General features: G+C 54.2%; 11 protein-coding genes. 4 read left to right on the top strand and 7 right to left on the bottom strand.

Features of this window, described 5'->3' with window-relative positions; genetic code table 11:
• Window positions 1–36: 36 nt before the first annotated feature.
• Both I2D83_RS01360 and I2D83_RS01365 read right to left on the bottom strand, forming a co-directional pair.
• Complete coding sequence (locus I2D83_RS01360) at window positions 37–1362, bottom strand: MmgE/PrpD family protein (protein ID WP_205947410.1); 1326 nt, start codon at window positions 1360–1362, stop codon at window positions 37–39.
• Between the two features lie 63 nt (window positions 1363–1425).
• Window positions 1426–2778, bottom strand: a complete 1353-nt coding sequence (locus tag I2D83_RS01365) for an MmgE/PrpD family protein (RefSeq protein WP_205947411.1) — start codon at window positions 2776–2778, stop codon at window positions 1426–1428.
• Between the two features lie 331 nt (window positions 2779–3109).
• Here I2D83_RS01365 and I2D83_RS01370 point away from each other — a divergent pair, with 331 nt between their 5' ends.
• Window positions 3110–3760, top strand: coding sequence for a GntR family transcriptional regulator (locus tag I2D83_RS01370; protein ID WP_180779362.1), 651 nt, complete (start codon window positions 3110–3112; stop codon window positions 3758–3760).
• Between the two features lie 588 nt (window positions 3761–4348).
• Here I2D83_RS01370 and hemY read toward each other — a convergent pair.
• From hemY to hemC, 4 genes are read right to left on the bottom strand one after another with little or no spacing between them, the layout of a single operon-like run.
• Window positions 4349–5542 (bottom strand): protoheme IX biogenesis protein HemY, encoded by a 1194-nt coding sequence (gene hemY, locus I2D83_RS01375; protein ID WP_043881842.1) that lies wholly within the window; start codon window positions 5540–5542, stop codon window positions 4349–4351.
• A 2-nt stretch (window positions 5543–5544) separates the two neighbouring features.
• The gene (gene hemX / locus I2D83_RS01380) at window positions 5545–6669 is read right to left on the bottom strand and encodes a uroporphyrinogen-III C-methyltransferase (protein ID WP_015842077.1); all 1125 of its coding nucleotides are present in this window, start codon (window positions 6667–6669) and stop codon (window positions 5545–5547) included.
• Between the two features lie 23 nt (window positions 6670–6692).
• Window positions 6693–7433 (bottom strand): uroporphyrinogen-III synthase, encoded by a 741-nt coding sequence (hemD, locus tag I2D83_RS01385; protein WP_180779360.1) that lies wholly within the window; start codon window positions 7431–7433, stop codon window positions 6693–6695.
• The gene (hemC, locus tag I2D83_RS01390) at window positions 7430–8371 is read right to left on the bottom strand and encodes a hydroxymethylbilane synthase (protein WP_205947412.1); all 942 of its coding nucleotides are present in this window, start codon (window positions 8369–8371) and stop codon (window positions 7430–7432) included. The genes hemD and hemC overlap by 4 nt, the downstream gene beginning before the upstream one ends.
• Before the next feature lie 457 nt (window positions 8372–8828).
• Here hemC and I2D83_RS01395 point away from each other — a divergent pair, with 457 nt between their 5' ends.
• The gene (locus I2D83_RS01395; protein WP_015842074.1) at window positions 8829–11384 is read left to right on the top strand and encodes a class I adenylate cyclase; all 2556 of its coding nucleotides are present in this window, start codon (window positions 8829–8831) and stop codon (window positions 11382–11384) included.
• 48 nt (window positions 11385–11432) lie between these two features.
• The gene (locus tag I2D83_RS01400; RefSeq protein WP_205947414.1) at window positions 11433–12605 is read left to right on the top strand and encodes an MFS transporter; all 1173 of its coding nucleotides are present in this window, start codon (window positions 11433–11435) and stop codon (window positions 12603–12605) included.
• 37 nt (window positions 12606–12642) lie between these two features.
• Here I2D83_RS01400 and cyaY read toward each other — a convergent pair whose 3' ends face one another.
• Window positions 12643–12963 carry an iron donor protein CyaY gene (cyaY, locus tag I2D83_RS01405; protein WP_205947415.1) on the bottom strand — a complete coding sequence of 107 codons (321 nt, stop codon included), beginning with the start codon at window positions 12961–12963 and terminating at the stop codon, window positions 12643–12645.
• Between the two features lie 59 nt (window positions 12964–13022).
• Between cyaY and lptM the strand changes: the two genes are divergently transcribed.
• On the top strand, window positions 13023–13208 hold the full coding sequence (gene lptM, locus I2D83_RS01410; protein WP_015842071.1) for an LPS translocon maturation chaperone LptM: 186 nt from the start codon (window positions 13023–13025) through the stop codon (window positions 13206–13208).
• Window positions 13209–13281 lie beyond the last annotated feature (73 nt).

Raw genomic sequence — 13281 nt, forward strand, 5'->3', positions numbered from 1 at the left:
GATGCGTTCAATGCGTATCAAGCACCCGTTCCGCTGTTAACGATAATCGTCATGCAGCAGGCGTTGATACAGCGCCAGCGCCTCAGGGCGTGGCAAAGCCTGACTGGCGCAGTCGATGAATTTCTCCGCAATCAGATTATCCGGCAGCGGGTTCTCTGCGCTGGAGCCACGCGCACCTGCCACGCGACGATGATAGGTGTGGCCGTCACGAGTGATTAGCGTAACGTGCGCCGTGTGTGTGGTGGGCTCGTCATGACAGATGAGTTCAACGCGTGCCATCAGCGATTGTGTGGTGGGGTCGTGCAGCGCCGCTTCGTCAATAAAATCGTCCAGCGTCAGCTTTCCCTGTACCCAGGCACGGGCAATACAGTAGTGCAGGCTGAATTTCCCCGCCAGCGGCGTATCCGGCGTCGGGATGTTGATGTGCGGGAAGCGAATAGGGTGGATGGCAATCTGAATGCGTTCCAGCGATTCTGGGGACAGCTCGGTTTCCTCGCGTAGCGTCAGCAGGCTGTCCAGCGGTGCCAGAATGGCGTAGCAGCAGGGGAAATATTTAAAATTATTCCCTTTTACGGGGTCCAGAATATGAGACGGTGCGGACCAAGGCTCGGTTAATGGTGTGGTGTCGACGTTTTCGGCGGCGCGGTTGTAGACGTTGAAATACCCGTGGTGGTGTTCAAATGCGGTATCCCCCGCGCTGTATCCCTGACGCGCCAATAATACCGCCATGACGGCGCTGCGATTGGCGTGGCCGACTGCCAGTGATTTCGTTTGACTGCCGAAGTTGGATTTGATGCCGGAGGCGAGTGACGCCGTGATTGCAAAGGCGGTCGCCGTTTCTTCTTCACTGAGCTTCAGCAGCACCGCGCAGGCTGCCACGCCCGCGAAAATGCCGACGGACGTTGTGGGGTGCCAGCCGTTGCGATATTGAAAAGGGCTGACGGCTTTGCCCATGCGTACCGCGGTTTCATAACCACACAAATAGGCATGCAGGATCGTTTCTCCGTTGGCTTCCTGCTTGTCTGCCAGCGCCAGCAAGGCCGGGAGTACGGCGACAGAAATATGCCCGTGCAGCCAGGAGTTGGAGTCGTCAAAATCGAGCAAATGCGCGGATGTGCCGTTTAATAACGCCGCATCCAGCGCGTTAAGTTTGAGATCAGTACCGAAAATACGGCTCTTTCCCACGGCGGCGGAGGGCACTATCACCGCCCTGAGTTTTTGCGCCCCGTCCTGAATCCCCCCCGCGAGCGTGACGCCCAGCGTATCAATTACGGCAGTGCGGGCGTGTGCCAATACGTCGGCAGGGAACGTCTGGCGAGAAAATTCCAGCAGATTATGGGCAAGCTGGCGGGCAATGGTCATGGAGGCGTCCTGTCGTTATCGTGAAATTTTTATATCGAATGGTTTATGTCTAACTGAAGCGCGTTAGCCCGCTAATAGCGAAGTCAGTGTCGCGAGCGACCCCGGCTGCTCAAAGTGGAAAGCCGCCTGATAGAGCCGACGGCTGCGGTCTTCCCCCAATACGGGGAGGGTCAGCACGTCAAACTTGGTGCGCAGCTCGGCGTCGGTCAGTGGATTTTGCGGGTGCCCGCGATAAACATCGGTTTCGGCATGGCGTATTTCGCCGTCTTCCAGTTCGATATCGATAAACGCGGAACTGGCCGATTGCCCCTCGACGGCATCGATCTGTAGGCGTGACAGCAACTGGCGTGCAGCCGGGTCGTCAACGGTCTGCTGCGTAAAGTCCGTATCGGTGAGGCGGTAGCCGCTCAACGCCAGCGCAATGCAGTGCGGAATACTGAATTTGCTCTCCAGCGGGGTTTGCGGGTTGGCGATCCCCGCGTTCACCATTCCCATTGGATGGACTTTGGCATGAATACGGGTGATAGCGCGGCCTTTTAGCTGTGGATAGAGCTTGAGCGCCGTTTCAATTGACGCATGGGTTCCTCGACAGCTGGCATACAGTTTGTAGCCGTTACCCAATAGCTCCCAACTGTCGCCAAAATCGAGCGGCGGGATGACGGCACTGCCGTCCTGCACAAAGGTTTTTACCCAGCCATCGGTTTCATAAAAGTGATGGGCGGCAATAAAACCTTCCTCAGCCAGTTCTGCCGCCGTGATGCCATCCATTGCCGCTTTGCCTGCATGAAACGGTTTGCCGTGCGTACCGGATGATTTCTGCAATCCTCCCATCATGGTCGCGGCCGCCCCCAACGCATTGGCAATAGCGTTGGGTTCCAGACGCAGAATGGAAGCGGCAACGGCTGCTGCTCCTGCGCGTCCGACAATCGACGTTGGGTGAAAGCCTCGACGTTGCAGGCTGCGACCTACACCAGGTACCCAGCCGCCCCCCAGTCTGGCCATGACTTCAAATCCGGTGATGAACGCGATAAGCGTCGTGCGCTCGTCCGCACCGTAATGCTGTGCCATTGCCAACGCGGTTGACCAGCAAGGGCCGCTAGGGTGCCCCGCACCAGCCGGATGCGTATCGTCATAGTCGGCTGCATGAGAAAGCGTGCCGTTGATCAGTGCCGCCAGCGCTGGTGTGGTTTTCGCACCGAGAATGATTTGCGCCTTTCCCTGAGCCTGCCAGCGTTGCGCCACGCGTTGAACCGCGCTGGCCGCATCGTCTCCTGTCGCGCCAATGGAGACGCCCAGATAGTCAATGAGCGCACGCTTGGCTTCGTGCCACACGGCATCGGGGATCGTCATTGTGGGCGCGTTGTGAATAAACTGGCTGAGCGCGTTGCCGCGAGGAAACGTCGGGGTGGCAGACATCGTAGGAGCTCCTTAAGCAAAAACGCGAGGAGATTGCCAGTACACCGAACGGTGCTAAGATTCGCGTTTTGTATTGTTGAATGCATTTGTATACAGTGTGTGACGAAAAGCATATGCAATCGCCCATTCAGTGACAAAGACGCTTTTTCGCTAAGCTAAGTACAAAATATGCGATGCGATATCTTGCTAAAGGCAGGGCGTCGGGCAAACTTGAATTTTTCTCAATGCATGACGATCCGTAGCGTGAAGGTGCGAACCGCGACAAAAAGCGAGGCGTTTGTCCATCTGCACTCGGCCTTATTCCGACCGTCACACGATATATCAAGGGACTATGAACTTAACACTTAACGACAAAGCGCCGGCACTGTCGCCATTCGAGGTACTGATTAACGCGATAGAGAAAGGCGAGCTGCTGCCTGGCGAACGTTTGCAGGAAACACGGTTGGCGAAGCAGTTTGGATTGAGCCGAACGCCGATTCGTGAGGCGCTGCACCGTCTGGAAGCGTTGGGGCTGGTGGAGCCGGGTCCACAGCGTGGACTGATGATCGCGCAGATCAGCTATGAGCGACTGCGTCAGCTTTTCGCCGTGCGTGAAGGGTTAGAGCGGCTGGCGATGGAGCTTGCTGTCGCTTCTGCGTCGGCAGAAGAACTGGCTCTGCTGCAGGATATGGTCGACGTGGAGAAGACGCTCACCGATAGCCGACAACTGCACGATCATAATCGGCTTTTTCATCGCCAGATTTACCGGGCGACTCATAATCCGTATCTGAATGAGATGCTGGAAAATCTGCGCATTCATCTGTCGCTCCTGCGCGGAACCACTTATGAATCGACGGAACGTACCGAAGAGGCACGGCGTGAACATCAGGCAATTGTGGCAGCGTTGGTACGGCGTGATAAGGACGCGGCACAAGAGGCTGCCTGCCAACATATCCGTAACGGCTATCGTGCCCGACTAAGCATGTTAAATCAGCAGCTTTGATCGAACTGTCGGAAAAACACGACACTTGGGGTGATCTGCTGTCTCAAAAAAGAGACATTTAATTCATTGATTAATAATAGTTAATATTTTTTATGATAAATCCGTCTCTGAATAGCGACATATTTTGTGAGCGGGGTCTCGTTTTTATCACTCATGACACTTTTGCTTTTCTTCCCGTGAAGAAATAAAAATAACATTTATTATTAGCGGGTTATCATTGAATTGAGAGTCGATGGTAATAAAATTATGCATGTTGGCATAATTTGTGCTTAAATATACGTGTAGATGCTCATTCCACCTTCTATGCTTGCTTCGGCTTCATAATCCTGGGAATGATGCAGAGCCAATTTGAGGTGCCTATCGTCCAACTCCAGATGAAGATGCAAATCTCCATCGGGCTTTCCGGACATAACGTTGAGTGAGGCACCATTCTGTTGTCTGACAGACCTGATATTTTCAACGCTTACCGTTTATCGGTAAGCGTTTTTTTTCGTCTGATGAAAATGTTCGGTAACTGCCTTCTTCCGAAACATAAAACGAATAAGGCTCCCAAAAGGAGCCTTATGAAGGGGATGTCGTAGCGATCGATTAGTCGGCAGGCTGTTGTAGCGTGAGCAACAGCCCTTCACGCCGCATTTGCGCCGCTTCATCGGGCAGATGCAGCCGCTCCAGTGCGTCGGCGCGCCAGGCATAATCATAAGCGTCCGGGCGGAGCTCTAGTGCAGCGCGGAAGGCATCGCTAGCCTGTTGCCATTCGCCGTGTTTCATCAATAGCTGCCCTAACGTGCTGCTCAACAGCGGCGTAGTGCCGTGTTGCTTGGTGTACTGATGCAGCACTTTTTCCAGTTGTTCCGGGTTACCCGCCTTGAGGCGAGGCATTAGCAGGATCAAACGCTCGTCATATTGACGTTTGAGACCGTCGAGAATGATCTTCTGGGCCGTATCGTGATCGTCACACTCGATCAAATGCTCAGCCATCGCGACCTGAAGCGGGATCTCATGGCGTACTTTACGGCTCTGATTATTCCACCATGATTTCAGCCCTTCGCTGCCGCCATCTGCCATCGCCTGATTCATCAGGCCTATATAGGCCTGCTGTTGCAGATCCAGCAAACGTGCTTCAGGGTACAGATTGATCTTGCGCATCGCAGGCAGAATATCCAGCAGTGCACTGTAGGCATGGGTTCGCAGGAAAGCCTGTTCCGCTAAACGCAGCACCTCTGGATGACGGGGCGCAACTTCCAGCAATTTGTCCACGCCGTGACGCGCCGCATGATCTTCATTACGCGCCAACTGAATACGCACGCGCGTGATATCCACCGGAAGTTGATCGGTATCTGCAACCTCGGCGGCACGCTCCAGATATTGCTTGGTGCGGAATTCGTCACCGCGCTGTTGGGCGGCTTCGGCTGCCAGCAGGTAGTTAACCACAGGCTGCTCGGCGTGGTCGGCATTGCGAGTCAGCAGTTTTTCTACCTGTAAATAATCCCCTTCGGCCAGCTTGAGCAGCGCGGCTTTGGTCTGCTTTCTGGCGCGGGTGCGTTTGCGACCGAGGAACCAGCCGCGTGTGCGGGCGCCGGTACGAAAGATTCGGCGGAGCACCCATTCCACCGCCAGAAAGGCGAGGAAAAACAGCACCAGCATAATGACCAGACCGGTCACACTGGTTTGAATATCATAATTATCCGTCTGGATCAGGACGTAGCCTTGGTGACCCGCGACGATCGGGCCGATCACAACGCCTGCGATCAGGATCAGGAACAGCAATAAGACTTTCAGCATGCTCATTCCCCCTGCTGCGTAGCTGGCGCTTGAGCCAGCAGATTACGAACGCGCGTTTGCATCAGTTTTTCCAACAGCGCCTGACTTTGTAGCTCCATTGGGACATCCAGTGAAACCGACTGCTGGCTTAATGCATCGAGCTGATCCAAAAAGGCCTGCGTCGTGGGGTCGGTAGTATCGAAGTAGGCGCGAACCCAGGTGGCGGCTGTTTCCAGCGACTGTTTGTACACTTCATTCTGGTGACGAGGAATGGCCTGTGCGGCAACCAGCAGACGTGAACGGATATTCTCACGCAGATATACATCCTGATTCGGTGCCAGCAGCGGTTCGGCAGCGCTGTCGCGGCGACGAATGGTGATAAAATCCGCCATGAAATTGTGCCAGCTCTTGCTTAGATTCTGTCGCCATTCGCTCAAGGAGGCGGACAGCTCTGTGCTGTTGGCGTCCATCGGCGCTTCATCGGTGTTGTTATCGGCGAGCTGCAAGTTGTCCAACTGGTCGGTTAGCTGATTCACTTTCAGGATGATGCCGTCGAAATCGACCTGGCTCACGCCTGCCAGCGCGCCGATGTCGCTGGTCAATGCGCGGCGGATTTCAATCAAGCTGGGATCGTTCATTTCCGCCAGACTTGCGTCCGCGCTTTTCAGCAACGCACCGGCAGTGGTGACGTCTTTGTCGCTCCACAGCTTACGTCCTGCCAGTTTCACCAGAAAATCCGCCTGAGCGATCAGCCAGGTATTGGTGTCATGGCTGGAAAGTGCCGCCAGCTTATCGCGCAGTTCATCTGACTGACGCGTTAACGCCTCAAGACGCTGTGCGGCCGTGTCCTGCGCTTTGCTTTGCTGCTGCTGAGCGTCCTGCCACTGCTGTTGTTCTTGCTTGTGCTGCTGCTGCAAGGCATTTAACTGTGCTTCCAGACGTTGAAGCGTGGCGGTTTCCCGCTGCGCCTGCTGGTGTCCGTGGTAATACAGCCCCGCGCCTATCGCCAGCGCAATCACAATGGCAATCGCTCCCAGCACGGCACCACTGCGTTTGGGTTGCGGTGCGGGATCTTGCTGCTGATGCGCGGGTTCAACCCGTTCAGCAACCTCGTCGGATGGAGCTGTGGGGGTATTGTGTTCCGTCATAATGGTACATCCCATGATCAGGTTTATTGTAGTGCGCGCACGAGCGCATCGTTATCGGCGTTATCGGCGACCCGGATATCGCGCCAGCCAAGCTGACGAGCCTGTTCTGCCAGTCGTTCACTGACGACGATCAAGCGGCAGCCGAGTAACCAGGAAGCCCGATAGTAATCAGGTACTAAAGTATAGATCCGTTGTAGCATTTCTCCGCTGGTGATCACCAGTTTGTCGATGCCTATTTGTTGCCAGTGGCGGCTTTGCTCCGGCCCATCATAATGAACGTCTCTGCGCTGATAGCATTCGCAGTAGGTCACCTGCACGCCGCGTTCAGTTAGCGTTTCTCCCAGCAATTCCCTGCCGCCGTTGCCGCGCAGTAATAGTGCGCGCTTGCCGGAAATATTTTGCAGTTCAGGTAGTTGCAGGAGCGTTTCGCTGGTTTCGCGTTCGGGAGGGTAGATGACCGGATGGGCGCTGGTTTTATGCAGCGCCAGTGCCGTGGTGCGCCCAATCGCATAATAAGCGAGATGGGCAGGCCAACCGATGCCCGCACGCGTCAGCATTGGATCGGCGTAATGAATCGCATGTTGTGAGAGCGCAAACACCAGATCGTCGGCGCGCAGCGTCTGTAATAGTGCTGGCAAGCTGGCAAGTTCTCGTCCGGGTGAAAACTCGATCAGCGGGCTGTGCCAGGCGTTATAGCCAAGCTTTCTTAAACGGGTCACCAGTTGTTCGCCAGTTGGTGACGGACGGGTAACCAGAATTGTCATGATGAGCTCGACTCGTGATAAACGGCCTGAAGGATGGCGCTGGCCCCTTTTGCTAACAGCTCTTCAGCCAGTGCGATGCCGATTTGTTCGGCGTCGGAGACGTTTCCTCTACGTTCACCGACGATCATTTGGCTACCGTCCGGGGCGCCAACCAGCGCACGTAACCACAGTGTATCGCCTTCCAGTTCGGCATAGCTGCCAATCGGCACCTGACAGCCACCTTCAAGGCGTACATTCATGGCGCGTTCAGCCTGGACGCGGGCAGCGGTCGCGGGGTGATTGAGTGGGGCAAGGAGTTGGCGAATACGATCGTCATTTAAACGGCATTCGATGCCGATAGCACCTTGTCCGACGGCGGGTAGAGATTCTTCCGGGCTCAGCGCACAGCGGATGCGTTCTTCAAGGCCGAGGCGTTTCAAACCCGCGACAGCAAGGATAATGGCGTCATACTCGCCGTTGTCCAATTTTGCCAGACGCGTTCCGACATTGCCGCGCAAATCACGAATCACCAGATCGGGGCGTCGGGCGCGCAGCTGACACTGGCGACGCAGGCTGGATGTGCCGACACAGCTGCCTTCCGGTAATTGTTCGAGGCTGCCGTAACGGTTGGAAACGAATGCGTCGCGCGGGTCATCGCGTTCGCAAATGGTAGTCAGGCCGAGGCCATCCGGGAATTCGACGGGCACATCTTTCATGGAATGGACGGCAATATCAGCGCGCCCTTCAAGCAGCGCCAATTCCAGCTCTTTAACAAACAATCCCTTACCGCCGACCTTTGCCAGTGGCGTATCCAGGATGATGTCGCCGCGGGTCACCATCGGCACCAGCTCCACGTGTAAATCCGGGTAGAGGTGATTCAGACACTGCTGAACATATCGTGCTTGCCACAGGGCGAGCGGGCTTTGTCGGGTGGCAATTCTAATAATATTGGCTAACATGCTTGATACCGTTTTTATCATTTTCCGCCATCGTATCATTGATGGTGCGTTGGTGTCAGGTTGTGGGCATTAGCGGTGCGCCTTTTAAAACGGTCTGAAATTCGGGTGCCGCATACATAGATATACTCTAAATAATTCAAGTTTCAGGCAGGCGGCAAGCGAGGGAATCCCGATGAGCTTACTTAAGTAAGTGATTCGGGTGAGTGAACGCAGCCAACGCACATGCAACTTGAAGTATGACGAGTAGGAAGCCGTGCTGATGCAGTTGGGTAGAGAAATTCGTAATAAAGCAAGATAGATAAGTCTAACTTTCTTTACTTTCTTTACGCCCATTCAGCAAGGTGTTAAATTGATCACGTTTCCAGCAATAATTCGCTAAACATTCTTCTAATTTCATCATGGCGGATTTGGAACACGGGGTTTTTCTAGGCACTGGGATAAATCAGGCGAAACTGTCTTGTACTTCTACATCGAGACTTTGAAGCAAAGACTGGATGCGATCAACCAACTGCGTGTTGACCGTGCTCTGGGAGCAATGAAGCCAGCTTTTCAGCAGGTTTACAGTCTTCTGCCCATTTTATTACATCATCATCACCCGTTGATGCCCGGCTACCTTGAAGGCAAGGTGCCTCATGGTATCTGTACTCACACGCCTGATGAAAAACAACAACAGTACCTGGATGGCATTGCGCTGCGCTGGGGTCAGTTTGATTGTTCTCATCCGCAGGGCGAACTGCCGATCACGGGCATCTATTCAATGGGAAGCACCTCGTCTATCGGGCAGAGCTGTAGCTCCGATCTCGATATCTGGGTGTGTCACCAATCCTGGCTGGACAGCGAAGAACGCCAGCTCCTACAGAAGAAATGTACGCTGCTGGAGCAGTGGGCTGCGGCGCAAGGCGCTGAGGTCAGCTTCTTCCTGATGGATGAAAGCCGTTTCCGCCACAATGAAAGTGGCAGCCTGAGCGGTGAAGACTGCGGCACCACGCAGCATATTCTGTTACTCGACGAATTCTACCGTACCGCTGTGCGTATGGCGGGTAAACGCATTCTGTGGAACATGGTGCCAGTCGAAGAAGAATCTCACTACGACGAATATGTGCTGTCACTGTACTCACAGGGGGCGCTGGCACCTAACGAGTGGATGGATTTAGGCGGTTTAAGTACGCTGTCAGCAGAAGAGTATTTTGGCGCAAGCCTCTGGCAGCTCTATAAAAGCATCGATTCTCCCTATAAAGCCGTACTGAAAACACTGCTGCTGGAAGCCTATTCCTGGGAATACCCGGATACCAGCCTGCTGTCGACCGAGATTAAAAAGCGCCTGCATGATGGCGAAATCGTGTCTTTCGGCCTTGATCCTTACTGCATGATGTTAGATCGCGTGACGCATTATCTGACGGCGATTAACGATCCCACGCGCCTCGATCTGGCGCGTCGATGTTTCTACTTAAAAGTGTGTGAAAAGCTCTCGCGGGAACAAGCCTGCGTCGGCTGGCGTCGCCAGATTCTGAGCCAACTGGTGCAAGAATGGGGATGGAGCGACGAACATCTGGCCATGCTGGATAACCGCGCTAACTGGAAAATCGAACAAGTACGCGAAGCGCATAATGAACTGCTGGATGCGATGATGCAGACCTATCGCAACCTGATTCGCTTCGCCCGCCGTAATAATTTGAGCGTCAGTGCCAGCCCGCAGGATATCGGTGTGTTGACCCGTAAACTGTATGCCGCGTTTGAAGCGCTGCCGGGCAAAGTTACCCTGCTGAACCCACAAATTTCGCCCGATTTGTCTGAACCGAACTTAACCTTTATCTATGTTCCGCCGGGTCGCGCGAACCGTTCCGGCTGGTACCTGTACAATCAGGCGCCGTCGATGGATGCGATCATCAGCCATCAGCCGCTGGAATATAACCGCTATCTGAACAAGCTAGTGGCGTGGGCGTATTTCAATGGCCTGCTGACGCCAAGCACGCGTCTGTACATTAAAGGCAATGAGCTGTGCGATATCACGCGCCTGCAAGCGCTGGTGGACGATGTCGCCAGCCATTTCCCGCTGCGCCTGCCTGCACCAACGCCGAAAGCGCTGTACAGCCCGTGTGAGATTCGTCATCTGGCGATTATCGTCAATCTGGAACACGATCCGACGGCGGCCTTCCGCAATCAGGTGGTGCATTTCGACTTCCGTCATCTGGACGTCTTTAGCTTCGGCCAGCAGCAGCAGTGTCTGGTCGGCAGTATCGACCTGCTGTATCGCAACTCGTGGAACGAAGTGCGTACCCTGCATTTCAGCGGCGAGCAGGCGGTGTTGGAAGCGCTGAAAACCATTCTGGGCAAAATGCATCAGGATGCGGCGCTGCCGGAATCACTGGAAGTATTCTGCTACAGCCAGCATCTGCGCGGGTTGATTCGTACCCGTGTGCAGCAACTGGTGTCCGAATGCATTGAGCTGCGTCTGACTAGCACGCGTCAGGAGCCGGGTCGCTTCAAAGCAGTGAAAGTGGCGGGTCAAACCTGGGGCTTGTTCTTCGAGCGGCTGAGCGTGTCGGTGCAGAAGCTGGAAAATGCGGTCGAATTTTATGGCGCAATTTCCAACAACAAGCTGCAAGGCCAACCGGTTCAGGTTGAAACTAACCATGTGCATTTACCGCCGGTGGTGGATGGCGTCGCCAGCGAAGGGATCATCCAATTCTTCTTTGAAGATCTGACGGAAAATCAGGGCTTTAATATCTATATTCTGGATGAGTCGAATCGCGTTGAGGTGTATCACCACTGTGAAGGCAGTAAAGAAGAACTGGTGCGCGATGTCAGTCGCTTCTATTCATCGTCGCACGATCGCTTTACTTACGGTTCCAGCTTTATCAATTTCAACCTGCCGCAGTTCTACCAAATCGTGCAGTTGGACGGTCGTACGCAGGTGATCCCATTCCGTAGCAGCGCGCTTTCTCATCTGTGCATTACGCCAGTCGTGGATGATGAAGTGATGACAATGAAGCAGCGGCTGCAAATCTTATAATCACTTCCTGATATTCGGCTTTCAGCGCATTCAGAAAAGGATGTATTGATGGATTCGTTGCAACGCCGAAATCTGATACTGCTGGCGCTCGGACAAGGGCTGACCGGCAGTATTATTTCCCTGATGACGCTATGTTCTACGCTGGTTGGCGTATCCATGACGCCTGTTCCACTGCTGACGACATTACCGATTACTGCGACGGTGTGCGGCGCGGCGCTGATGATCTACGCCGTTTCCTCATTGATGACAAAATATGGCAGACGTAATGCGTTCATTATCGGCACGCTGCTGGGTCTGGCGGGAGCGCTTCTGGCGGCGTTGGCGATTGTGTTGCACAGTTTCCCCCTCTTTGTTTTTGCGACATTTGTTCTGGGGATGTCCTGTGCCTTCAATCAGTATTATCGCTTCGCTGCGGCTGAAATCTTTACTGATAATCAGCAGAAAAATCGTGCCATTTCCTGGGTGATCAGCGGCGGCATTCTGGGGGGCTTCCTCGGCCCATTTGCGGCGAGCCAATCATCTCAGCTCTGGGCGCCATACCCGTTTTTTGGCAGTTTTATCGCGGCGGCGTTCATCTGCGTTATCACGTTATTGCTGCTGCTTGGCCTTAAACTGCCTCCGATGTCCGTTGCCGCGGCCAACGCTCAGCGTAGTGAACCGCTATCGTCCATCCTGAAAAGTCGGGCATTTGTCTTGGGAACGGCGAGCTGTTCCGTCGGATTTGTGGTGATGACGTTATTAATGAATTCAGTGCCGCTGGCAATGCATCAGCACCACTTTTCCGTCAGCCATAGCGCGACGGTGTTGCAATGGCATTTTGTGTCCATGTATGCGCCAGCGCTGCTGTTAGTGATGCTGGCGCAACGGCTGACGCCGATTCAGGTTGTGGCGATTGGCATGGCGTGTAACGTGGTGGGCGTGGCGGTTGCGCTGAGTGGTTTGACGTTCTGGCACTTTCTCTTTGCGCTGGTGCTGTTCGGCATTGGGTGGGCGTTTATGTTTAACGGCGGGACATTTATGCTGAACGCGTTTACCCATTCGGTGCATAAATCCCGTTTGCAGGGCATTAATTCGCTGATGATTTACGTCCCTAATGCGTTGGCTTCGCTGTCCGCTGGCAGCCTGATGGCGCTGACCAGCGGCTGGCCGCTAGTGAATATGGTCGGTATCGGCATGCTGTTGTTGCTGGTACTGGCGCTGTTATTACTGGGACGGCGCTGAGGTTCGGTGCGCCGCGATGCCATGGGGCATGTGATAATTACTCGAAGCGAACGGTTTCCCCGGCCTGAGCCGAACAGGCGGATGACAACAGCGCGATAAAGTCTTCACCGCTGCGATCGCATATCCAGCGTGTTTCCTGACGATTGAAGTGGTAACCGCCTGCTTTGGTCGCCAGCCAGATTTGGTGCAACGGTTCCTGCCGATTAATCACGATTTTGCTGCCGTTTTCAAAACTCAGCGTCATCACGCCGCCGTTGGTTTCGTAATCGATGTCGGCATCACCCTCAAACTGATCCAGCGTTTCTTCCAACTGAAGCATGAGTTCGTCGGCTAATTGGTGGAACTCGCTATCGTTCATTTTCGATTCCTATTGATTTTCATGATCCACCTGCGATTATAGAGAGCATACGAGTATTAATGACAGGTCTTAACGTGATGAAGAACGTATTTCGCCAGTTTTTTCTGGTGTTAGCAGTAGTGAGTTTATTCGGTTGTGGCCTGAAAGGTCCGCTGTATATGCCTGCCGATGGCAAATCCGGTGCGTCAACGACTCAGCAAAATGAGAGCCAGCCGCCGCAAAAGAAAGCGTCAATGCATCCTTAATGTGTGACGACAAGAATATATAACAGGTCACGTAGATGTTTATCGCGCCCGGTTAAGCAAGCGGGGGAGTCAG

Source organism: Pectobacterium aroidearum, from assembly GCF_015689195.1.
Classification (GTDB): Bacteria; Pseudomonadota; Gammaproteobacteria; order Enterobacterales; family Enterobacteriaceae; genus Pectobacterium; species Pectobacterium aroidearum.